Raw genomic sequence first — 23,666 nt, 5'->3', positions numbered from 1 at the left:
TGAATACTACTTCGTGGGGTCTCGCAGCCACGTGCGCTAACTACCCCCTAGGGCCGACACTGCCCATCGCCACGAACAATCCACTTCGAACTGGTCAGCTCCGGCAACCCCATCGGCCCCCGCGCATGCAGCTTCTGCGTCGAAATACCTATCTCCGCCCCCATGCCATACTGCTCCCCATCGGTATAGGCCGTCGACGCATTCACCGACACCGCAGCCGCATCCACAGCCTGGGCGAAAACCTCACACACATACCAATCCCGGGCCGCGACCGCCTCCGTATGGCCCGAACCGAACTGGGCGATATGCGAAACCGCGGCGTGCACACCATCAACGACCTTCGCGGCGATATCCATCGACAGGTACTCATCACTCCAGTCCGCATCAGTAGCCGGCACCACCGCATCAAGGAGCTCACCAGCCACACCAGCAGCAGCGAGATTGTCGACGTCACCATGCACGGTGACGCCAGCGTCGGCAAGCGCAGTGAAAACCCGGCGCACCTGATCGGCCGGCAGGGCCGCATCAACCAACACCGTCTCCGTGGCATTACACACCGACGGCCGCCGCGTCTTGCCATTCAGCAATATCGCAATGGCCTGCTCCAGATCAGCTGAAGCATCGATATACAGGTGACAATTGCCAGTACCGGTCTCAATAGCCGGCACCGTCGCACCAGTGACCACAGCATTAATCAAACCAGCACCACCACGCGGAATCACCACATCAACAAGCCCACGCGCAGTAATCAAATCCTGCACCGAATCGTGAGTCGCGCACGGAAGTAACTGCACCAAATCAGCCGGCGCCCCCTGCTCAACAAGCACCTCCCGCAGCACCTCCACAAGGGCAGCATTGGTGCGCTTGGCGGACTTAGAACCACGCAATAACGCCACATTGCCGGACTTCAACGCCAACCCAAAAGCATCGACCGTCACATTCGGGCGGGCCTCATACACCATGCCCATCACCCCAAGCGGCACCCGCACCTGCGATAACCGCAGCCCATTAGGCAACGTCGAGCCCCGCAACACCTCCCCCACCGGGTCCGGCAAACCAGCAACCTGACGCAAACCAGCAGCCACGCCCTGCACCCGATCCGGGCCCAGCCGCAACCGGTCAATCAACGACGGGCTCATCCCGGATTCCGCACCAGCAGCAATATCGCGCTCATTGGCGGCGACAAGCCGATCAGTGGCCGCAACCACAGCATCAGCGGCGGCCAACAAAATCTCGTTCTTCCGAGCAGAGGTATAACCAGCCAACTCGGCTGTCACAGCCTTAGCCCGGCGGGCCTTATCCAAAACCTCAGCACGCTCAGCGGCGCGGGAATCACTAACGGGGGCACTATTGGTCGAAGACATGGCACCCAGCATAGAAAAGCCAGGGCACGCGCGGGCCTATACCGCCACGTCCATCCACGGCAACATATGCGCCACCTCAGGGAACACAAACTCAAACAACACAAAAACCACCAGCAGGAATAAGGCCAACGCCTCAATCGCCTTCACCCACGTCGGCCCAGGCAGGACTCGCCATAACGCTGCGTACATCTACTGCACCTCCTGCTGCGGCTTATCAACAGCCTTCTCCAACACCGCGTGAATAATCATCCGGTGCGCATTCTGCCAATGGGGATGGCACGTGGTCAGCGTCAACAACGGCAAAGTCGGCTGCATATCGCCGCCGGCCATACCCGAACTCTGCGGGACCGCGGCAACCACACCATCACTGCTGGGAACCACGATCTCGCGGCCAGACACCTTCTCGTATTCCGGGCTAGCCAACATCATCCGGGTCTGCTCCGAAACACAATTCATCGCAGCCCCGTCGGTAGGCAACACCCGGTAGAAATACCGCGTACGGGCGGTTTCCACAATGATCTCATCGCAGGTAGACAACTTGTCCAACTCCGAAAAATGCGCCGCATTACCATCGCGGTGCGCAGCGAAAGCCACATTGCCGACCTCACCGGGAAGCTGCGACTGCGGGTACCGGCCCGGGCCATTAGCCAACACCGGTAGCCCCACCCCCTCCTGGAACACCGCATCCAGACCAATCCGGGGGATCTCCAAATACCCCATCGCACCACTAGCGGTCACAGGCACCGCCGTACCCGGCTGACCAGGCTGGCCCGGCTGGCCCGGCAGTTCACGCTGCCACTCGGCCTGCAAATCCTTACGCATCTCATCTTGCGCCTGCCGGGTCTCCACCCCGGTCCACCACAACTGGTGCACCACAAACAGCGCCAAGACCACAGCAATGGTCACCATCAACTCGCCCAGCACGCTGAAAACAGACAAAGAACGGCGCGTGCGGTACTGATCCTGATCGCGGGATATCACAGCGTCGGGGCATCCTCTCGCACGGCGGGGCGGCCACCTATGGCCAATACAGCACAGTTTCGACTAGTCACAGCGATTTTATACACGGGAGGCATAATTCGATAGGTAGTCCGCGTGGATAACCGGGCGCCGCAACGCATCCGGCAACTCCGTCGTCGGCCGGCCCATAATCTGGTCCAGCTCCTCCCAATTAAAGGCAATCTCACCGCGGCCAATGATCTCACCATTAGGGCCCACAATGTCGACAATATCGCCGGCGGAGAACTCCCCATCAGCCGACGTAATCCCCACCGGCAACAGCGACCGGCGGTTCTCCGTCACCGCACGCACCGCACCAGCATCAATACGCAAAACCCCAGAAGAATCCGCAGCGTAGAGCGCCCAAAACTTCCAGGCCGAAATACGCTGATCCCGCGGGGCAAACGCAGTACCAATATCTGCGGTATCCAAAGCGCGATCAATCTGGTCAGCCGAGGTCAACAACACCGGCACCCCACCACGAGAAGCCAACCGCGCAGCCGAGACCTTCGACGCCATCCCGCCGGTACCAAGGCGGCCACCATCACCGGCCACCACCGACTTCAAATCACTTCCGCTCCACACCTCCGGCACAAACCGGGCACCAGGTTCAGCCGGGTTGCGGTCGTATAAGCCCGCGACGTCGGAAAGCAAAATCAACGCATCGCAATACGCCAAATGGCTCACAATCGCAGCGAGGCGATCATTATCGCCAAACCGCATCTCAGAGGTGGCCACCGTGTCGTTCTCATTAACAATCGGCACCGCAGATAGCTGCCGCAACCGGTCCAAAGTGCGCTGCGCATTGCGGGCACGCTGCCGATTACCCGCATCCGACGAGGTCAACAACACCTGCGCGGTAGTACGCCCAAACCGGGCAAACGACCGCGACCACTCCTGGGCCAAGCGCACCTGCCCCACCGCCGCCGCAGCCTGCTTCGTGGCCTGATCCGACGGGCGGGTGGACAACCCCAACGGCCCCATCCCCGAGGCCACCGCGCCCGAAGACACCACAATAAGGTCAGAGCCACGCGCCATGCGCTTTTCGACGGCCTCGGCGATGACATCAATACGCCCAGGGTCAGTACGCCCATCCGGGCCAGTCAACGACGAGGACCCAATTTTCACCACAACCCGCTTCGCATCGCGGATGGCATCGCGGGTAGAACTGGAAAACGTAGCGTCCACGGTCACTGGAAACGCTCCCGATCTGCCTGCTCACCCTCAAACTGGAACTCGTCGATAAGACCACGGCGGGCCTGGGAGGCACGCTTGCGCTCCTCCGCGCTGGCACGGCGCACCCGGTCCAGGCGGCGGTCAGAACCGCGACGATTCGCCAACTCCGCGTCCATACCGGCGGCGGTCTGCGGCTGCCATTCAAACGTGACCTCACCGATAGTCACCGGGGAGCCCTCCACCGCACCGGCCTTGGCCAAAGCGTCTTCCACACCAAGCTTGGCCAGGCGGTCACCGAGGTAGCCGACGGCCTCATCATTTTCGAAATCGGTCTGGTGGATCCAGCGCTCCGGTTTGCGGCCCAGTACCAAGAACCCGCCATCAATATCCGGGTCAGCTTCGATGGTGAAGTCCTTCACACGCCGGCTGACCCCCTGCGGGCGGATCACCTGAGCCGGGGCAGTAGACGTCACCGGGTGGTCCTTGCGGTGCTGATTGACCAGCTCAAGCAGCTTATAGCGCAACTGGTCCAGGCCCTGGTGGGTTGCCGTGGAGATCTCGAAAACCGGCCAGCCAAACGACGCGATTTCTTCGGACATCATCTCCGCCATATCGCGCGCATCGGGGACATCGAGCTTATTGAGCACAATCACACGCGGGCGAGACATCAAGTCCCCCAAGGTGGAGCTTTTGGTCAGCGACTCGGTGTAATTGGCCAGCTCGTGCTCCATGGCGCGGATATCCGAGACCGGGTCGCGGTCGGATTCGAAGGTGGCGCAATCGACCACATGCACCAGCACAGCGCAGCGTTCAATATGGCGCAGAAAGTCCAGCCCCAGGCCCTTGCCTTCACTGGCGCCCGGGATGAGGCCCGGCACATCAGCGATGGTGAAAGAGTCATGGCTGACCTGAACCACACCAAGGTTGGGCTGCAAGGTGGTGAATGGGTAGTCCCCGATTTTCGGTTTAGCCGCAGAAATCGCAGAAACCAGCGAGGATTTGCCTGCCGACGGGAACCCCACCAGGCCCACATCGGCCATGGACTTCAATTCCAGGGTGAGTTCGCGTTCTTCCCCGGGCTCGCCGAGCAGCGCGAAACCCGGCGCACGGCGGTAGCGGTTGGCCAAAGCGGCATTGCCCAGGCCACCGTAGCCGCCTTCGGCGGCAACAAATTCGGTGCCGGTACCCATGAGGTCAGCCAGCACATTGCCTTCGGCATCGGAGACCACGGTGCCCTCGGGCACGCCCATAATGAGGTCTTCGCCACGGGCACCATTGCGGTTATCGCCGGCACCGGGGCTGCCATTACCGGCAGTGATATGCGGGCGGAAGTGGAAGTCGAGCAGGGTGTGTACCTGCGGGTCGACCTTCAAGATGATGTCGCCGCCGTGGCCGCCATTGCCGCCGTCGGGGCCGCCGAGGGGTTTGAATTTTTCGCGCAGGATCGAGTTACAGCCGTGTCCGCCGTTGCCAGCCCGCAGGTGCAGGGTGACGCGGTCAATAAAACGGGACATGGGGTGGGCCTTTCCTCGGGGACTGCGTTGGTGGTCCAACGCTGCATTGTCGCACGTCCGGTCCATTAACCGTAGTTCAGCGGTGTGGCCTGGGGGCATATCCCACCGCAATGTCCACCCCATGTGCTGTAGTGAGGCTATGGCGCAGCACTCTGATTCCGCTTCCCCGACGTCCCAGCCCACCGCCGCATCCCGCGCTGAAGCTGAGCAACTGCTGCGCGCCTTAGCTGGTCACAGTGCTGCGTTGCGTGATGACCAGTGGCGTGCGATTGATGGTTTGGTTAATCACAATCAGCGGATGTTGGTGGTGCAGCGCACGGGGTGGGGAAAATCTGCGGTGTATTTTATTGCCGCTGCGCTGCTGCGGCGGCGAGGTTATGGGGCGGCGGTGATTATTTCCCCGCTGCTGGCGTTGATGCGCAATCAGGTCGCCGCGGCCCGTCGGGCAGGCATTGTTGCCGAGACCCTCAATTCGGCGAATATGACCCAGTGGGAGGAGATTTCGGGCCGGATTAGTGCCGGTGGCGTCGATGTGCTGCTGATTTCCCCGGAGCGGCTGAATAACCCGGATTTCTGCGAGACCACCCTGCCGCGTCTTGCGCAGCAGGCGGGTTTGGTGGTTGTTGATGAGGCGCACTGCATTTCCGACTGGGGCCATGATTTCCGCCCTGACTACCGCCGAATCCGGGACTTGTTGGCCGATTTGCGGCCAGATGTGCCGGTGCTTGCCACCACCGCCACCGCAAATGACCGGGTGGTTGCTGATGTGCGTGCTCAACTTGGTGGGCAGGCGCAGGTGTTGCGCGGCAGCCTGGACCGCGAATCTTTGCACCTCAATGTTGTGCAGCTGGCGGATACCACCTCCCGGCCTGCGTGGTTAGCCACGCACCTGGGTGATTTTGGTGGCTCCGGCATTATTTATTGCCTCACTGTCGCCGCGGCGGAGGAACTCGCTCAGGCTTTGGGGGCGGCTGGTTGGCAGGTCGCTAGTTATACCGGGCGCACTGACGCTGATGAGCGCGAACGGTTAGAACAAGCCTTGTTGAATAATGAGCTCACGGCTTTGGTGGCGACCTCCGCGTTGGGGATGGGCTTCGATAAACCTGATTTAAGCTTCGTTGTGCATATGGGGGCGCCGTCGTCGCCTATTGCCTACTACCAGCAGATTGGCCGTGCCGGGCGTGCCACTGAGCGTGCCGAGGTAGTGCTGTTGCCGGGTGTGGAGGACCAGGAGATCTGGGAGTACTTCGCGTCGGTGTCTTTCCCCGATGAGCAGAAGGTGCATGAAATTCTTGATGCCATTGCATCACGGGATGGGGCCCCGGCCTCACTCGGTGTGATCGAGTCGTTGGTGGATATTCCCAATAGTCGGCTCACACAGGCGTTGAAAGTCCTTGATGTCGATAATGCGGTGCGCCGGGTCAAGGGTGGCTATATCACTACTGGTGCTGGCTGGGAGTACGACCGGGCCCGGTATGCGGGGTTGAGCGCTGCCCGCGCCGCCGAGCAGCAGTCCATGCTCGATTATGAGGCCACTGGCAAGTGCCGGATGGTGTTTTTGCGCGCCGAGCTTGATGATCCGCAGATTGCTGGGCCGTGCGGGCGTTGTGATAACTGCCGTGGTGTGTCCTTGCCGACCGATATTGATGCGGATATGGCGCAGCGTGTTGCTGGGGAAATGTCTGCCCCTGGTGTGGTGGTGCCGGCCCGGAAGCAGTGGCCGACGGGGATGGACCGGCTGGGTGTGCCGGTGAAGGGCAAGATCCGGTTGGGCTCTGGCCGTGGGGCGCCCAATGCGTTGGGTGATGGCCGGGTGCTTGGCCGGCTCAGTGATATTTCCCGTGGCCCGGCGCTGCGGCAACTATTGGAGCTCAATCAGTGGCGGCCGACGGGGGCGGCGAGCTGGGGTGATGATATGTGGCTGCGCCGGATTGTGGCGGTGCTATCGGACTGGTCGTGGGATAGGCGCCCTGGTTCGGTGCTTGTGTTGGGCAGCACGGACCCGGCCCGCACCGAGATGTTGAGGTGCTGTGGGCAAAGCATTGCTGAGATTGGCCGGATGACGTACCTGGGCGAATTGCCGGTGGTGCAAGGTGGTGAACCAGTTGCGGCGCAGAACTCCGCGTACCGGGTTGCGCGCCTTTTGCAGCATTGGCAGTGGGCTAGTATCCCGCAGTTATTGGCCGCCCGGGCTGATGACTCCCCGGTGTTATTGCTTACCGACGTGGTGGGCACTGGCTGGTCGGTGACGGTTGCTGGGGCGAAGGTCGCCGAGCAGGCGGGGGCGCAGGTGTTGCCGTTGGGGCTGGCTTCCCGCGGCTAGCGGTGGTGTGCGGCAGCTGCGTGCGGCAGCAGTGTGCGGGCATGCGAAAGCGCCCGCGGGGAGGAAGGTCCCTGCGGGCGCTTGCGTCGGCAAGCCTGTTTAGGCCTCTGCCTCAGCGTTCTCCACGATGGAGACGATGCGGCGCTTGCGCTTGGTGCCGAACTCGACGGCACCGGACTTGAGGGCGAAGAGAGTGTCGTCGCCGCCACGGCCAACGTTCTCACCGGGGTGGAACGAGGTGCCGCGCTGGCGGACGAGGATCTCGCCGGCCTTGACCTGCTGGCCGCCGAACCGCTTCACGCCGAGGCGCTTGGATTCGGAGTCGCGGCCGTTATTGGTGCTGGACGCACCCTTCTTGGAAGCCATTGTATTCTCCTGGGAAAAGTGTGGTGGAAGGGGCGGTTAGGCCTTGACTTCGGTGATCTTCAGCTCGGTCAGCTGCTGGCGGTGGCCCCAGCGGCGCTTATAACCGGTCTTGTTCTTGTAGTGCATACCGCGGATCTTCTGACCCTTGGTCTGCTCATTGATCTCGGCCTTAACAGTGACCTTGCTCAGGTCGTCGCCGGAAATGACGTTGGCGCCGTCGACGAGCAGAACCGGGGTGAGATCCACGGCGGTACCGGCATCTCCCTCAATCTTCTCGACCTTGACGAGGTCACCTTCGGCAACCTTGTACTGCTTGCCGCCGGTCTTGACGATCGCGTACATAGGAGGGCTACCCCTTTTTCTTGGTTTACTCGTGCAGGCCGCGCGGCGGCCCGAATGGACAATGAAAATTTGCAGCCAGGGCAGAACAGCTCTTGCGAGCTGGGGCGGAACCCGGACATAGGGAAACGTCCGGCGCGCGCCAACTGACTGCGACTGGTCAAGACTAGCCAATGACCCGCCTAAATCACAAACTGCCTGCCCCAAAAACTCATCCACGCCCGCCTCCACCCGAAGCCACCATGTGCGGTGGCCTCAGCTGGAGGCGGCTGCTGCGGCGCTAGTGCGAGGTTTTACGCACAACCCGGCGACGTCCGCGACGACGGGCACCACTAGTGGCCGATGTCGCCTGAGCTGGCTGCTTCGCCTCGGACTTCGCGGCCTTCGGCGCTGCTTCCTTTTCTTTATTCACCGGTTTGTGAGCACGCGCCGTGGAGGTCTTGCGCACCACGCGGCGGCGACCGCGGCGCGGCGCCTGCTTTACGGCGGCGTTTTTCTCAGCTGCTGCCTTATCGGCGGCGTCCTGTGCGGCGCGGTTCTTGGTCTGCGCTTCGGCTTCGGCCTGGGCCTCGGCGCGGTCCTGCTGCGCGGCCTTGGCGGTTGCCTGCTGGGCTTCGCTGGCGTCGCTGGCTGCCTTGCCGGTGATGCCGAAGTCCTCCGGTTTGGGCGCGTGGTCGGAGCGGGAGCGTCCGCGGGTGGGCCGCTTGCGGCGCGGGCTTGCCTCGAATTCGGCGAGGGCCTCTTCGTAGGTCTGGGCCTTGCTTGCCGACGCAGTGGGCTGCTGCTTGGCAGGCTTATCCTGCTTAGCGGGCTTGTCCTGCTTGGGCTGCTCCTGCTTGGGCTGCTCCTGCTTGGCGTCGGCACGCTTGGGCTGGGCAGTGCTCACACGGCGCTTAGCGGTACGGCGCCGACCACGGCGAGCACCCTGGCGGGCCTCATTGGCCTGCTGCTTCGGCTCAGAGGTGGACTCAGGCTGCGCCTCAGCCTTGGGTTGGTCCTGCTTCGGCTGGTCGTCGTGAGCCTGCTCCTGGCCGCGGTCCTGCTGATGTTGCTGGGTGCGGCGGACAACGCGGCGACGGTGCCGACGGCGCGCGGACTGAGACACGTAACGGTCATCCGAGGGTTCCTCGGGGTCCTTATCGCGTGCCTCGTCGGTGGCTGAGGCAGCAATAGCGGCCAGATCCACCGAACCGGCCTGAGCGGATTTCTTCTCCTGCTGCTTCGGCTTATCGTCGCGCTTTTCTTCTTGCTTATCCTCGCGCTTTTCGTCGCGCTTATCGTCGCGGCTCTGCGATTGCTCCTGATTCGAGCGGGTACGGCGACGACGCCCCCGACGGTTGCGGCGGTTGCCGCGCTGCTGGCCATCGGACTCATCACGCGAGTCATCCCGGCCCGTGGTAGCAGCGTCGGACTGCTGATCCTCGGCGGCGTCGTGTTCCCTGGTCTCGGTGGACTCGCCGTTGTCGGAGTCCGTGTCGAGATCATCGTCATCGTCGTCGTGATCATCACCATGCGCCCGCAGCGCCAAGGCAGCCGGGTGCTTCGACGGATCATTGACCTTGCGGCGGCGCTTATTGCGCGGAGTCTGCGCCTCCTGTTCCACCGGGTCCTCATGCACGATCAGACCACGGCCATCACATTCACTACACGGGGTGGTGAAGGTCTCCAGCAGGCCAGTGCCTAAACGCTTCCGCGTCATCTGCACCAGGCCTAGGGAGGTGACCTCAGAAACCTCATGGCGAGTGCGGTCCCGGCTTAGTGCCTCATTCAGGCGGCGTAGCACCAGGTCCTGGTTTTCCGGCAGCACCATGTCGATGAAGTCAACGACAATCATGCCGCCAAGGTCACGCAGCCGCATTTGCCGCACGATCTCGTCGGCGGCTTCAAGATTATTGCGGGTGACAGTCTCTTCGAGGTTGCCGCCAGAACCGGTGAATCGGCCGGTATTGACGTCAATAACGGTCATCGCCTCGGTGCGGTCGATAACCAGCGAACCACCAGAGGGCAGCGTCACTGTGCGATCCAGGGCCTCCCGGATCTGCTCGTCGATGGTGTAGTGGCTGAACACATCGACGCCCTTATTCTTGCTGGCGTCATAGCGCTCAAGCCGGTCAGAAAGCTCCGGGGCAACGTCGTCGACGTAGTTCTTCACCGTGCGCCATGCGGACTTACCCTCCACGATGAGCTTGTCGAAGTCCTCATTGAACAGGTCCCGGACCACCTTGACCAGCATGTCCGGTTCTTCGTACATGGTGACCGGCTTGGCGCCCTTGGTGTTCTTCTCCTTCTCAGCGCGCTTGGAGATGTCCTGCCACCGCTTTTCCAGGCGATTGATGTCCTCGGCGATCGCATCCTTTTCCACGCCTTCTGCGGCGGTGCGAATGATCGTTCCCGAGCCCTGCGGGGTGACGTCTTTGAGGATCTCCTTCAGCCGCTTGCGCTCCGGCTCCGGCAGCTTGCGGGAAATCCCAGCAGACTTACCACCGGGCACATAAACCAGGTACCGGCCAGCCATAGAGATATGCATCGTCAGACGCGGGCCCTTATGCCCCACCGGGTCCTTGCTGACCTGAACCAGAACCTGGTCACCGGTCTTCAAGGCGTGCTCGACACGTCGGGAGCGATTAGCGCCCAACTCGCGCCAGTTGAGGTCAGCGGAGTAGATGACACCATTGCGGTCGGTGCCGATATTGATGAAGGCGGCTTCCATCGACGGCAGCACGTTTTGCACGCGGCCCAGGTAGATATTGCCGATCATCGAGGTCTGCGTATCTGAGGTGACGAAATGCTCAACAAGCAGCCCGTCCTCAAGGATGCCGACTTGGCTGACGGTGCCGGGGTGGTCGGTGCGGTCACGGTCACGCACCACCATGGTGCGCTCAATGGATTCACGTCGGGCCCTGAATTCGGCCATCGACACCGTCGGGCGCTTACGGGACTGCTCACGACGGTCAGCGCGGCGACGACGCTGGGCTTCTAAACGAGTCGAGCCCTTAATCGCGACTGGTTCGTCGACCTGCTCCACCTCGTCGGCCGAATCATCGCTGGTTGCGGAGTTATTGCCGGAAGCGCTGTTATTTCCGGAGCCGGTGTTATTGCCGCTATTGCCGTTATTGCCACCCCGGCCACGACCGCGGCCACGGCGACGACGGTTAGGCCGGTCATCACCGGGCTGGTCATCGCCGTCGTCGGTGGAGTCCTTCTTCGCCGGAGCCGGCTCGGTGACTTCCTGCGGCGCCATGAAGATCGGAATATCGGCAACCGGATTCTCCGGCGGCGGGGTCACCGGGGGCACGACCTCGGTAAGCGTGTCGTCCTGGATCACAAAGTCCGGCAGCAAAGGCTCATCCGAGGCCGCCGGCTGCGCCGAGGGCTGCTCAGTCGCCGTCTCATCTGCTGCCGCGTTCTGTTTGGCAGTGGTCTTCTTAGTGGCGCGCGGCGTGGTTTTCTTCGCCGCGGCCTTATTCGCAGTTGTCTTCTTCGCCGCGGTTTTCTTGGTGGTGCGCTTCGCGGTCTTCTTCGCGGCCTTCTTCGCCGGCGCCTTCTTTGCGGGCTTGTCCTTGGCAGCTTCGCTGTCGGCACCGGCGATGGTATCCAGGGCCCGGTCGCGTTCGTCGGCCGTTACCGACGAGGAGGCGCGCTTGCTGGGAGCACCATTATCGGCGAGGACCCCAATGAGGTCGCGGGACTGCATGCCCAGCAATTTGGCGAGCTCGTGGACGCGCATCTTGCTGGGTGCGGCGTCGCGATCGAAACTGCGCGCGCGTTCAATATTGTCCTGGCTTAATTCGGCCACGATTATTCGGTTCTCCTTGGCGCCACCTGGCCTCGCGACCACCGGTAACGGTGGCGGGGCCCCTATTAGGCAGCTAGTGCTGTGTACAAGTCTTTAGTTGCAGTGTTCAGCGATCGAAAACGCGGATGCGGAGCGAACACTGCTGCCATTGTCGCATAGACAGCACTGGGGTGGGCTCATCCGGTCACTCGGGTTGCATAACAACGCCCCGCACAGCCATAACGGCGATGCGGGGCGTAAGGGGTGCTACGTGGTGCTGCGGCGGCCTAGAGGTTCGGGAACCAGATGCCGATCTCGCGCTCAGCGGACTCGGGCGAGTCGGATCCGTGCACGATGTTCTCGGCCACCTCGAGGGCGAAGTCACCGCGGATGGAACCGGGGGTGGCGGATTCGACGGGGTTGGTGCCACCGGTGATCTGGCGCCATGCGGCAATAGCGTTCGGGCCTTCAACAACACCGGCGACCAGCGGTGCGGAGGTGATGAAGTCCACAAGGTCGCCGTAGAAGGGGCGTTCCTTGTGCTCTGCGTAGTGCTCCTCGGCGGTGGCCTTATCCGCGGTGCGCAGATCCATGGCCACCAGCTTCAGGCCCTTGCGTTCGATGCGGGAGATGACCTCGCCCACGAGGCCGCGTCGGACACCATCGGGCTTGATCAGGATGAGAGTGCGTTCAGTCATGGATCAGATCCTACCGGTAGTGCGCCGCTTTCTCGCCGCGGGCTGATTTAGCCAGATAGCGGGCTTTTTCGACGCTACGGCCTAGGTGTGCTGTGTGGTGAGCAGCCCCATCCGCATGCGTTCCAGCAAGGCTTTGCGCAGATGCAGAATGTAGAACCACACCAGCAGGAATAGCAGGCCCACCAGCCCCATTGACCAGTGCACGAAGACCGCCAGGACACCGAGCACCTGCAGCCCCAGGTCGGCTTTAAGCGCCCAGGACTTCTTCTGCAAAAACGCCATCACCAGCAGCGCAATGCCCAGGAATGCGACGTAGCCCATGCGCCACGGGGTTGCCAGCGTGCCCTCGGCGACGCGGGCGACCACGGACAGGCCGAGCAGCACCGAGATGGATTGCATCACTAAGGTGCCGGCCATGACTCCGCGCAGCCCCACCATGGGGTCTTTTTCCGGGTCGTGACCGGGCCCGAGTGGCCCGTATTCGGTTTGCTGACTCATTGCGGTTCCTTTCCGAACAGGGTGCGGGCCTCACCGGCGGTGACTACTGAACCGGTGATAATCACACCCGATCCTGACACAATGCCGTCACCAGAATCGGTCTCTTCGGCCAGCGCAATCGCCAACTCCACTGCTGATGGCAGATGGTCAATGGCGTGGACTCGCTCGGGGCCGAAAACCTCGATGGCGATATCTTCCAGGTCGCGGAAGTCGGTGGCCCGTGGCGAGGCATTTTGCGTGACGACGACTTGGTCGGCGAATTCCTCCAACTCGACGAGAATGCCGCGCGAGTCCTTCTCCCCCAAGGTGGCCACCACAGCAACCACCCGGCGGAAGTCGAAGGCAGCACCCAGGGCTTCTTTGAGTGCTTTGGCCCCGTGCGGATTATGGGCGGCGTCGACGAACACACTCGGTGTGGCGCGGACGCGCTCCAGCCGTCCCGGAGAGTTCACCTGGGCAAAACCATCGCGTACGGAGTCGATATTGAGCGCTCGCCCCGGGCCGGCACCGAAGAATGCTTCCACCGCAGCCAGGGCGGTGGCCGCATTGCGGGCCTGGTGTGGCCCATGCAGCGGCACAAAGATGTCGGTGTAGGAATCAGCCAGCCCACGCAGGGACATCGACTGTCCACCCACGGCGATGGTGTGCTCTTCCACGCCGTATTCGATACCGGCACGCGCGACCATGGCGTCCACCTCAGTGGCGCGGTTGAGCAGCACCTTCATCGCCTCTGGGGTTTGCTCAGCAATGATCGCCACATTATCTGGCGGGGCCAGCAGGTCACCGCGGTCCCACCGGGACTTGATGATGCCGGCCTTTTCCGCGGCGATCTCCTCGATGGTCTCACCAAGGTATTCGGTGTGGTCTTGGCCCACCGGCATAACAACGGCCACATCAGCATTGGCAACATTGGTGGCATCCCAGGTGCCGCCCATGCCGGTCTCCACGATGGCGACCTCGACGGGGGCGTCGGCAAAAGCGGCGTATGCCATAGCGGTGAGCACCTCGAATTTGCTCATCCGGGGTCCGCCTTCGGCGACAGACTCGGCATCAACCATCTCCACGAAGGGCTGAATCTCCTGCCATACGCGGATGTAATCGCGCGGGTGGATTGGGGACCCATCAATGGCGATGCGTTCGGTAACCAGCTGCAGATGTGGGCTGGTGTAGCGGCCAGTGCGCCGCCCGAGGGCGCGCACGATGGATTCGATCATGCGCACCGTGGAGGTCTTGCCATTGGTGCCGGCAATGTGGATCACCGGGTAGGTGCGCTCCGGGTGGCCGAGGATATCCATCAGCCGCTCGATGCGGTCCAGGCTCGGTTCGATCTGGGTTTCCCCCCAGCGGGTATCCAGCTCCGCTTCGACCTCAGCGAGGGCGGCTAAGTCCGCGGCCGAGATTTTCTCCGGCTCCGGATCGCTGGTGGGTCCGGTCAGCGGTAAAGACAGACCCTCATCATTGAGGTCGATGAGACTGGGATTGCCGGAACCATCCCAGTTGTCATCTAGACCCGCTACCTCAGGGTTCACCGCAGCACCGCTGGGCTCCTGCGCAGCGGCTAGTTCCTCTTCTGGGTCGGCGTCGAAATCAATATTCTTCGCCACCTCACCCATGGTGACGTCGAAAATCTTGTCGTCACCGGTGCCACCGTCGTCGGGCAGTTCGTTGCTATCGGTCATGCCTTGGGCAGTCCATCGAGTCGAGTCTGGAGGCGCTCAATTTCCTCACGCGCCACCTCGTGCCGGGCGCGGATCTTCTCCACCACATGGTCCGGGGCCTTGGCCAAGAAGGACTCATTGGCCAGCTTCTTCTCAGTGCCAGCCAGTTCCTTCTCAGCGGCGGCGAGGTCCTTTTCTAGGCGACGACGCTCAGCGGCGATATCAACCGCGTCGGAGGTATCCAGCTCCACAGTGATGGTGGCCTGAGACAGGCGCACCTCAAGTGAGGCAGTAGCCGAGAAGCCCTCCTCCGGGCGCTCAAGTCGCGCGAGGGTGCGGATGGAATCCTCCTGGGCGGCCAGGTCAGCCGGGGCCAGGTCCACCCGGGCGGGCACCCGCTGGGCGGGCTTAACACCCTGGTCAGAACGGAAGCGGCGCACCTCGGTGACCAGCTTCTGCAGGTCATCCATGCGGCGGGCAGCGGTCTGGTCAGTTTCAGCACCACCATTAGCGCCACCGGCAGCCGGCCACTGGGCAATCACCAGGGATTCGGGCATATCTGCCTCACCCTCGGTAAGCGCCTTGAACAGCACCTCGGTGACGAAGGGCATGGTCGGGTGCAGCAGGCGCAACACGACATCAAGCACGCGGCCGAGCACCACGCGAGTAGAGGCCATGCGGGCCTGCTGCTGCTCGGTCGGGGTGGTCTCATCGTTGGGACGCGGGAAATCGGACTTGGCGATCTCGAGGTACCAGTCGCAGAACTCATCCCACGCGAAGTGGTACAGCGCCTCGGAGGCCTTAGCGAACTCGAAGCGGTCGAAGGCGGCATCCACCTGGGCGCGCACGGTCTCCAACCGGTCCAGAATCCACCGGTCAGCGTCGGTCAGCGTCTCACGATCGGGCAGCTCGCCGACGTGGGCGCCGTTCATCAGGGCGAATTTGGTGGCGTTGAACAGCTTGGTAGCGAAATTACGCGAGGATTGTGCCGCATCATTGCCCAGGGGCAGATCAGATCCAGGGTTCGCACCGCGGGCCAAGGTGAAGCGCAGTGCGTCGGCACCGTAATCGCGGACCCAATCCATTGGGTCAATGCCATTGCCGAGGGACTTACTCATCTTGCGGCCCTGCTCATCGCGGACCAGTCCGTGCAGGAATACGTCAGTAAACGGCACCTGCGGGCGGCCATCCTTGCCCAGCCCAATCGGGGTGTCTTCGAGGGTGGAGGCGAAGGTGGCGAACATCATCATCCGGGCCACCCAGAAAAACAGGATATCGTAGCCAGTGACCAGCACAGACGTCGGATAGAACGTCTTCAGGTCAGCGGTGGCATCCGGCCAGCCGAGCGTAGAGAACGGCCACAGCGCCGAACTGAACCAGGTATCCAGCACATCGGGGTCCTGGTGCCAGCCCTCCCCCGTCGGCGGCTCCTCATCGGGGCCAACACAAATAACTTCATCATTCGGGCCGTACCAGATCGGGATGCGGTGGCCCCACCACAGCTGGCGGGAAATACACCAGTCGTGCATGTCATCAACCCAGTCGAACCAGCGGGGCTCCTGGGAGGACGGGTGGATCACAGTATCGCCATTGCGCACCGCGTCACCGGACATGGTGGCCAGCTTGTCGACGCTGACGAACCACTGCAGCGACAGGCGCGGCTCAATGGGCTCCCCGGTGCGCTCGGAATGACCCACCGAGTGCACGTAGGGGCGGATCTCCTTAACGATGCGGCCTTCTTCGCGCAGTGCCTCGCAAATTTCCTTGCGGGCCTCGAAACGGTCCATGCCGTCGAAACGGGTACCGGTATCGGCAATGACACCGACCTCATTAATGATGACCGGCATGTCCAGGTTGTGCCGCTGGCCCATGGCGAAGTCATTCGGGTCATGTGCCGGGGTGATCTTGACCGCACCGGTACCGAACTCGGGGTCAACATAATCATCAGCGATGATCTTCAGCGTCAGGTCATCACGGAACGGGTGCGGCAATTCCTTGCCGACCATGCCGGTATAGCGCTCATCCTCGGGGTGCACGGCGATCGCAACGTCGCCAAGCATCGTTTCCAAACGAGTAGTGGCCACCACAATGGCGTCATCACCGTCGCCATAGCGGAAGCTGACCAGCTCACCGTCAACGTCCTCGTACTTGACCTCAATATCGGAGATGGCCGTCTGCAGCACCGGCGACCAGTTCACCATGCGGTTAGCGCGGTAGATCATGCCCGCGTCATACAGGTGCTTAAAGATGGTCTGGACAGCGCGGTAGAGGCCCTTATCTAAGGTGAAACGCTCCCGCGACCAGTCCATGGAGTCACCAATGGTGCGCATCTGGCGGGTGATCCGCTTGGCGTAATCGTCCTTCCACTCCCAGACCTTGCCGACGAATTCCTCGCGCCCGTAGTCGAAGCGGTCCTTACCTTCGAGCTCCTTGAGCTTGGCTTCGACCTTGGTCTGGGTGGCGATACCGGCATGGTCCATGCCCGGCAGCCACAGCACCTCATAGCCCTGCATGCGCTTACGTCGGCACAGCACGTCGATAAGCGTGTGGTCCAACGCGTGCCCCATATGCAACTGGCCGGTCACATTCGGCGGCGGCAGCATGATGGTGTACGGCGTCTTATCGCTATTGGCATCAGCTGTGAAATAGCCCGCGTCTACCCAGCCGTCGTAAAGCTCAGTTTCTACGTCGGAAGGGTTCCAAGACTTAGGCAGGCGTGCTGCGCGGTCGGTGGGCTGCTCTGGGGTATCGCTGCTCGAATGTGTCACGCAGGACAGTCTAAAGGGTGCCCGGACATGCTGAAGCGCCGAGGCCATTCCGCTAAGGACTAAGCCCTCACAGATACAGCCTCGGCGCTGGTCAGTGCGCAACTATTATTAGCGCAGCAGGTCGGCGACAGCTTCACGCTCGGCGCGCAGCTCTTCGACGTTGGCCTGGATATTCTTGCGCTGGTAGTCGCTGAGCTCGAGGCCTTCAACGACTTCCCACTTGCCGTTGCGGGACACGCACGGCATACCGAAGACCAGGCCCTCATCGACGCCGTAGGAGCCGTCGGAGGGAAGGGCAACGGACACCCAGTCGCCTTCCGGGGTGCCCTGGACCCAGTCACGCATATGGTCAATGCCAGCGGAGGCAGCCGAGGCGGCCGAGGACTTGCCACGCACCTCAATGATCTCCGCACCGCGCTTAGCAACCCGCGGCATGAACTCATCTTCCAGCCAGGCATTGTCAACCAGGTCGGAAACCTTCTCATCGCCGATGGTGGCGTAGGTGACGTCCGGGAACTGAGTGGCGGAGTGGTTGCCCCACACGGTCATCTTCTCAATATCGGTGACCGGGCGGCCAACCTTCTTCGAGATCTGGGCCAGCGAACGGTTGTGGTCCAGGCGCATCATCGCGGTGAACCGATCCGCGGGCACATCCGGTGCGTGCATCTGGGTGATGAGCGCATTGGTGTTGGCGGGGTTGCCAATGACCAGCACGCGCACATCATCGGCGGCGTGGTCGTTGATCGCCTCGCCCTGGGGGCCGAAAATCTTGCCATTGGAGGCAAGCAGGTCAGAGCGCTCTTCGCCCTTGCCGCGCGGCTTGGCGCCGACGAGGAAAACAGCGTTGGCGCCGTCGAAGGCCTTATTGGGATCTTCATCGATCTCAAGGTTGGCCAACAGCGGGAAGGCGGCATCCTGAAGTTCCATCGCCACGCCTTCGGTGGCCTTGATGGCTTCCGGGATTTCCAGGAGAGTGACACTGACCGGCTGGTCGGGGCCGAACACGTCGCCGTTGCAGAGGCGGAAGAGCAGGGAGTAGGCAATCTGACCGGCGGCGCCGGTAACGGCAACCTTCACAGGAGTCTGGGTCATCGAGATCCTTTCGGCGCGACCCGGGTGAAAACGCGACCGGATCCGCTTCGTAAAACACGTCTTAATTACAGCCCCACGATAGCGGCGTGGGCGGGCACATGCAGAACCGTGCCACCAGGGGCTACACACAGCCAACAGCGACCTACCCCCTGGTCACGCACAGAACCAACACAACCGCGGCTAAACAGTGCCTGCCCATCCAGGCGGAATACCCACACGAGGGTCTAATTACCCCCGTGCAGCGGTTATTCACCCGCAACAACCGGGAGTTTTGTCGATGGTGTTCCCCGCATGGCGGGGGTGCATCACTCTTTGCAGCCTTCGCCACACGATTACAGTTAATTGCAGTAATGACGGCACTGCGTGGACGCGGTGACGTCGGCGTCGGCAGTTATTGCTGGCGCTATTGCACACCCCCGTCGAGGAAGGCTCCATGACCCCACCTGGGAACGACGAGTTTGCCGAGCGCACAGTACTGGAAGCAGCACTGGACCTGTTCGTTCGCAAGGGTTTCGCCAATACTCGCCTCGATGAGATCGCCCAGACCGCTGGGGTGACCCGCCGGCAGCTGACCTACCACTACCGGGATAAAACCTCGCTGTACCGCGAGACGCTCCGCTACGGCCTGCGCCTGCTGCATATCCCGGCCGAACAGCTTCGCTCCACCGCCGATGTGCCTGTTGAGGCGATGCGTGAGGTCATTGGCCGAGTCTTTGACGCCTTCTTCTCCTCCCCCAATTCAGTGCGCCTGATTACCGCGGAGAATCTTCACCCGATACTGCCTCCGGGCGAGTCCGGGGATCTCGTCGAACAGCACCCAGCAGTTCAGGAATACGACCGCATCCTGCTATTAGGCCGCGACCTGGGGGCATTCCGCACCGACGTGTCGGCCCTGGATATCCACTTCATCTGCGCCTCGATGTGCTGCTTCCCCACCCTGGGCGACCCGGCCTTCCACGGTATTTATTCCATGCCGCTCACAGCCGAGGCCCTGCGCGATCGCACCCGCGCATTGGTGACGGACACCATCATTGGTTTTCTCACCTCGAGCTCTGGTGGCTCCGGCGATACGTCGTACACCGGAATCGAACTACCGGCTGAAAAAACGAAGGTTCAGATCAAGCTTGCCGACGAGGTCTACGGCGAGGACGACACTCAGGTCGTCGCCGACGAAGTAGCCCCGGATTTCACTGATATCTACCAGGACTAGCCGACGGCGCCCATTAGGCGGAGCGCTCGTCCTGGTCAGCGGTAATAAGCTCCGGTTCGGCCGCGCCGTCGACGCATTCCTTGGTCACACGCACCCGCACCACATCATCGCGGTCTGGCACGTCGAACATCACCGGCATCAGGATTTCCTCCATAATGCCGCGCAGACCACGGGCACCGGTATTGCGTGCAATGGCCTTAGCCGCGATAGCGTGTAGCGCTGCATCGTCGATGATGAGCTCCACATCGTCCATTGTGAACAGGCGCTCGTACTGCTTGACCAGGGAGTTCTTCGGCTCAGTGAGTACCCGCACCAGCGCTTCTTCGTCCAGGTTGGTCACCGATGCCAGCACCGGCAGGCGGCCAATGAACTCGGGGATAATGCCGAATCGGATGAGGTCTTCGGGCAGCACCTTGCCGAAGACATCAACATCGGCTTCGTCGGCGGCGGACTGAACGTCGGCACCAAAGCCAAGGCCTTTTCGCCCCACGCGTTCCTGGATGACTTTTTCCAGGCCCGCGAATGCGCCGGCGACAATGAAGAGCACATTCGACGTATCGAACTGGATGAACTCCTGATTCGGGTGCTTGCGACCACCCTGGGGCGGCACCGACGCCACCGTGCCCTCCAAGATCTTCAGCAGCGCCTGCTGCACACCTTCGCCAGAAACATCGCGGGTAATTGAGGGATTCTCACTCTTACGCGAGATCTTGTCGACCTCGTCGACGTAAATAATGCCGCGCTGGGCCTTGGCGACATCAAAGTCGGCGGCCTGCAGCAGCTTCAACAAAATATTTTCGACGTCTTCACCGACGTAGCCGGCCTCTGTCAGGCTCGTGGCGTCGGCAATGGCGAAGGGCACGTCAAGTTTGCGGGCCAGGGTTTGCGCCAGGTAGGTCTTACCGCAGCCGGTGGGGCCGAGCAGCAAGATATTGGACTTGGCCAGCTCCACATCATCGGCGGCTAGTTCACCGGCGTTGATGCGCTTGTAGTGGTTGTAGACAGCCACGGCGAGGGTGCGCTTCGCGGAGTCCTGGCCAATGACGTACTGGTCGAGGAAGTCGCGAATTTCACCCGGGCGGGGCAGGCGATCCCCGGTTTCGGCCTCGCCGGTGCCGGTGACCAGCTCTTCTTCAATGATCTCATTGCACAGCTCGATGCACTCATTGCAGATGTACACACCAGGACCGGCGATGAGCTTTTTGACCTGCTTCTGGCTTTTGCCACAGAAGGAGCACTTCAGGAGGTCAGAGCTTTCCTGCATGCGCGCCATAAGAGCGACCACTTCCTTCTGTTGCCGACGTCTGGGACGTTCCCACACTACCCCGCACTATGGGTAGCGCCTTGGCAGCCGGTTCTGCGGCGTGGTGAGACCGGCATATCCCACCATAGGAATAGATTTTGGGTTTCAAAATGATTACCCTATGGGAAGATTGTTGCCACACAGCAGTCATTGCCGCTGCTGCTCCGTGCCGGCCATCGTCGGCGGATGAAAGGAATCCCCATGTCACGCCACTGGCGCCGCATTGCAGCAACCACAACGATGGTTGTCTCGCTCGGCCTTCTCACCCCCGTAGCTGTCGCGGCCCCCACCCCAGACGCCCAGACACCGGGTTCCGCCGCTCTGCCGGGTGCCGACAACCTGCCCGCAGATATCGCCAATATCCTCGACCAGGCCCTTGCCGATGGTGGCGTGAATATTGATGAGTTCACCAAGCTGCTGCCCTTCCTCGGCGAGGGGGCCACAGAGGCCTTCACCCAGATGCGTGCACAGGCCCCGGTCAACCAGGAAAAGCTTGCCGACGGCTCGGTCGACAAAGACGCCACCGCCTCGTTGGGCGATTCCACTGAGAAGAAGGATTTCTGGACCGCCAACCTGGTCACCGGTTGTGGTTTCGCGGACGCGAAAATCTCCGGCGCCCTGTCCTATGTGCAGCCCGGCCCGAACTACGGTCTTGGCCCTCTTATCGGCGCGAATAACCTGTTGTCCCCGTATATCCCCCAGGGGCATATCTTCGTCAATAGTGTGGTCGGTTCGGACAAACTCATCCCCGTGCCTAAAGACGGCGCTGGTCTGAAGGCCATGTGGGTGAACTGGAGCACGTTCACCGCCGGTATCGAGCCGATGGATGACTACGTCGGTGCTCTTTCGTTGATTCCGCAGAACTCCACCCTCATCAACACCGGAGAGGGCCTTGTCACCATCTCCACCTACGGCACGGTTGCCTACCGTGATGAGGTTGAGTGCACTGTGTTGCCCGCAGTCGGCCACGTGCAGGTGCAATCCGCCAAGAACTAACCCCGGCTGATTGATCGCTTAAGCCCGCCGCCGGAAATACTCCGGTGGCGGGCTTTTCGCTGCTCTATTGACGCAAGACGTACTAGGCGCGCTTATTGAGCTTGCGGTACTCGAAGACCTGGTCCACGATGCCGTATTCCTTGGCCTCTTCGGCGGTCAAAATCTTGTCGCGGTCGGTGTCGATACGCACCTGCTCAGCGGTCTGGCCGGTGTGCAGCGCCAGCGTTTGCTCCATGAGGGTACGCATGCGCTCAATCTCCTTGGCCTGGATCTCCAGGTCAGACACCTGACCCTGGACACCCTGGGTGGCCGGCTGGTGAATAAGCACACGCGCGTTGGGCAGTGCGGCGCGCTTACCCGGGGCGCCGGCAGCCAACAGCACCGCGGCCGCCGAGGCGGCCTGGCCCAGGCAGACGGTCTGCACGTCGGGGCGCACGTACTGCATGGTGTCGTAGATCGCCATTAGAGAGGTGAAGGAACCACCGGGCGAATTGATGTACATGGTGATATCGCGATCGGGGTCGAGGCCCTCGAGCACGAGCAGCTGCGCCATGATGTCATTGGCGGCGGTGTCATCAACCTGGGAACCCAGGAAGATAATGCGCTCCTCAAACAGCTTGTTGTACGGGTTGGATTCCTTCGCGCCGAAGCTGGAGTGCTCGACGAAGGAAGGCAGGACATAGCGTGACTGCGGCATCTGCATGGCCGGGCTCATTTCCGAAGTGATCTCGTTCATGTGGTTTCCCTTTTCTCCCATTGCCTATGCCTGGTCCGTGGTGGAATCGCCGGCGGTGTCCTTCAGCGTGGTCACCACGTGGTCAACGAAGCCGTACTCAAGGGCTTCCTTGGCGGTGAACCAGCGGTCGCGGTCCGAGTCAGCCTCGATGCGCTCCAGCGGCTGGCCGGTGTGCTCAGAGATGAGCCGGGCCATTTCCTTCTTCGTCTGCGCGAACTGCTCAGCCTGGATGGTGATATCCGAGGCGGTACCACCGATGCCGGCAGAAGGCTGGTGCATCATGATGCGCGCATGTGGCAGGGCATAACGCTTACCCTTCGCGCCGGCCGACAGCAGGAACTGGCCCATCGAGGCAGCCAGGCCCATGCCATACGTCGCCACGTCGCAGGGCACGAACTGCATGGTGTCGTAGATGGCCATACCCGCGGTGACCGAGCCGCCCGGGGAGTTGATGTAGAGCGCGATATCGCGCTCCGGGTCTTCCGCCGCTAGCAGCAGCATCTGGGCGCACAGGCGGTTGGCGATGTCATCATCAACCTGGTCGCCGAGCCAGACAATGCGCTCCTTCAGGAGCTTGTCGAATACTGCGTTCTCCGCCAAGGGGGTCTGGTCGCTCATCGGTACGCTTCCCTTTCATTTCGCCTTACTCGTCGTACACCCAGTGCACCATCGGGCTGCCTTCGCGGGCAGTCCATGTGGGCGCACACGTGATGTGACAAGTGCTTGCACTAGAGGTTAACGAACACACGCGGCATCTTGTTCTTCGCTTGGCGGGTGTTCGCTATCAGCGTTGGCGCGCGGTGGCGGGTAAAGACCACCCACTACCCCGCTACAGCAAAGCGGGGACAGCC

At 62.0% G+C, this 23,666-nt stretch carries 19 protein-coding genes; 3 read left to right on the top strand and 16 right to left on the bottom strand.

Annotated elements, in window-relative coordinates; all coding sequences use genetic code 11:
* Positions 1-47: 47 nt before the first annotated feature.
* The 5 genes from KRX51_RS03500 to obgE form a co-directional block, all read right to left on the bottom strand.
* Entirely contained in the window at positions 48-1,364 is a 1,317-nt protein-coding gene (locus tag KRX51_RS03500) for a glutamate-5-semialdehyde dehydrogenase (RefSeq protein WP_255549362.1), read from the bottom strand.
* A 36-nt stretch (positions 1,365-1,400) separates the two neighbouring features.
* Positions 1,401-1,553, bottom strand: coding sequence for a hypothetical protein (locus tag KRX51_RS03495; RefSeq protein ID WP_218361539.1), 153 nt, complete (start codon positions 1,551-1,553; stop codon positions 1,401-1,403).
* Positions 1,554-2,345 carry a class E sortase gene (locus KRX51_RS03490; RefSeq protein WP_218361538.1) on the bottom strand — a complete coding sequence of 264 codons (792 nt, stop codon included), beginning with the start codon at positions 2,343-2,345 and terminating at the stop codon, positions 1,554-1,556.
* A 78-nt stretch (positions 2,346-2,423) separates the two neighbouring features.
* Positions 2,424-3,551, bottom strand: coding sequence for a glutamate 5-kinase (proB, locus tag KRX51_RS03485; RefSeq protein ID WP_218362259.1), 1,128 nt, complete (start codon positions 3,549-3,551; stop codon positions 2,424-2,426).
* Positions 3,552-3,553: 2 nt separating this feature from the next.
* On the bottom strand, positions 3,554-5,053 hold the full coding sequence (obgE, locus tag KRX51_RS03480; protein WP_218361537.1) for a GTPase ObgE: 1,500 nt from the start codon (positions 5,051-5,053) through the stop codon (positions 3,554-3,556).
* Between the two features lie 139 nt (positions 5,054-5,192).
* On the opposite strand from obgE, the gene KRX51_RS03475 reads away from it, so the two are divergent.
* The gene (locus KRX51_RS03475) at positions 5,193-7,376 is read left to right on the top strand and encodes an ATP-dependent DNA helicase RecQ (RefSeq protein ID WP_218361536.1); all 2,184 of its coding nucleotides are present in this window, start codon (positions 5,193-5,195) and stop codon (positions 7,374-7,376) included.
* Positions 7,377-7,475: 99 nt separating this feature from the next.
* On the opposite strand, the gene rpmA is transcribed toward KRX51_RS03475, so the two are convergent.
* The 8 genes from rpmA to KRX51_RS03435 form a co-directional block, all read right to left on the bottom strand.
* The gene (gene rpmA / locus KRX51_RS03470) at positions 7,476-7,742 is read right to left on the bottom strand and encodes a 50S ribosomal protein L27 (protein WP_218361535.1); all 267 of its coding nucleotides are present in this window, start codon (positions 7,740-7,742) and stop codon (positions 7,476-7,478) included.
* Positions 7,743-7,778: 36 nt separating this feature from the next.
* Positions 7,779-8,084, bottom strand: coding sequence for a 50S ribosomal protein L21 (gene rplU, locus KRX51_RS03465; RefSeq protein WP_218361534.1), 306 nt, complete (start codon positions 8,082-8,084; stop codon positions 7,779-7,781).
* Positions 8,085-8,361: 277 nt separating this feature from the next.
* Positions 8,362-11,877: a translation initiation factor IF-2 N-terminal domain-containing protein gene (locus KRX51_RS03460; protein WP_370625006.1), complete on the bottom strand. Its 3,516-nt coding sequence runs from the start codon at positions 11,875-11,877 to the stop codon at positions 8,362-8,364.
* 266 nt (positions 11,878-12,143) lie between these two features.
* Positions 12,144-12,554 (bottom strand): nucleoside-diphosphate kinase, encoded by a 411-nt coding sequence (gene ndk / locus KRX51_RS03455; protein ID WP_218361533.1) that lies wholly within the window; start codon positions 12,552-12,554, stop codon positions 12,144-12,146.
* Between the two features lie 81 nt (positions 12,555-12,635).
* Complete coding sequence (locus KRX51_RS03450) at positions 12,636-13,052, bottom strand: DUF4233 domain-containing protein (protein ID WP_218361532.1); 417 nt, start codon at positions 13,050-13,052, stop codon at positions 12,636-12,638.
* On the bottom strand, positions 13,049-14,731 hold the full coding sequence (locus KRX51_RS03445; RefSeq protein ID WP_255549361.1) for a folylpolyglutamate synthase/dihydrofolate synthase family protein: 1,683 nt from the start codon (positions 14,729-14,731) through the stop codon (positions 13,049-13,051). Before KRX51_RS03445 ends, KRX51_RS03450 begins: the two co-directional genes overlap by 4 nt.
* Positions 14,728-17,487 (bottom strand): valine--tRNA ligase, encoded by a 2,760-nt coding sequence (locus KRX51_RS03440; protein WP_255549454.1) that lies wholly within the window; start codon positions 17,485-17,487, stop codon positions 14,728-14,730. The genes KRX51_RS03445 and KRX51_RS03440 overlap by 4 nt, the downstream gene beginning before the upstream one ends.
* Before the next feature lie 99 nt (positions 17,488-17,586).
* The gene (locus tag KRX51_RS03435; protein WP_218361530.1) at positions 17,587-18,570 is read right to left on the bottom strand and encodes a malate dehydrogenase; all 984 of its coding nucleotides are present in this window, start codon (positions 18,568-18,570) and stop codon (positions 17,587-17,589) included.
* 433 nt (positions 18,571-19,003) lie between these two features.
* Between KRX51_RS03435 and KRX51_RS03430 the strand changes: the two genes are divergently transcribed.
* Positions 19,004-19,780, top strand: a complete 777-nt coding sequence (locus KRX51_RS03430; protein ID WP_218361529.1) for a TetR/AcrR family transcriptional regulator — start codon at positions 19,004-19,006, stop codon at positions 19,778-19,780.
* A gap of 13 nt (positions 19,781-19,793) precedes the next feature.
* On the opposite strand, the gene clpX is transcribed toward KRX51_RS03430, so the two are convergent.
* Positions 19,794-21,053 (bottom strand): ATP-dependent Clp protease ATP-binding subunit ClpX, encoded by a 1,260-nt coding sequence (gene clpX / locus KRX51_RS03425; protein ID WP_218361528.1) that lies wholly within the window; start codon positions 21,051-21,053, stop codon positions 19,794-19,796.
* Between the two features lie 231 nt (positions 21,054-21,284).
* Between clpX and KRX51_RS03420 the strand changes: the two genes are divergently transcribed.
* The gene (locus tag KRX51_RS03420) at positions 21,285-22,079 is read left to right on the top strand and encodes a hypothetical protein (RefSeq protein WP_218361527.1); all 795 of its coding nucleotides are present in this window, start codon (positions 21,285-21,287) and stop codon (positions 22,077-22,079) included.
* Between the two features lie 82 nt (positions 22,080-22,161).
* Here the strand turns inward: KRX51_RS03420 and KRX51_RS03415 are convergent, their stop codons facing one another.
* Together KRX51_RS03415 and KRX51_RS03410 are read right to left on the bottom strand one after the other, a co-directional pair.
* Positions 22,162-22,782 (bottom strand): ATP-dependent Clp protease proteolytic subunit, encoded by a 621-nt coding sequence (locus tag KRX51_RS03415; protein WP_218362256.1) that lies wholly within the window; start codon positions 22,780-22,782, stop codon positions 22,162-22,164.
* A gap of 57 nt (positions 22,783-22,839) precedes the next feature.
* A complete protein-coding gene (locus KRX51_RS03410; RefSeq protein ID WP_218361526.1) occupies positions 22,840-23,433 on the bottom strand; it encodes an ATP-dependent Clp protease proteolytic subunit in 594 nt (197 codons plus the stop codon).
* Positions 23,434-23,666 lie beyond the last annotated feature (233 nt).

This window comes from Corynebacterium sp. TAE3-ERU12, from assembly GCF_019209905.1.
GTDB lineage: Bacteria > Actinomycetota > Actinomycetes > Mycobacteriales > Mycobacteriaceae > Corynebacterium.
Note: the sequence above shows the minus strand (reverse complement) of the source record. Positions and strands in the feature narration are given on the sequence as shown.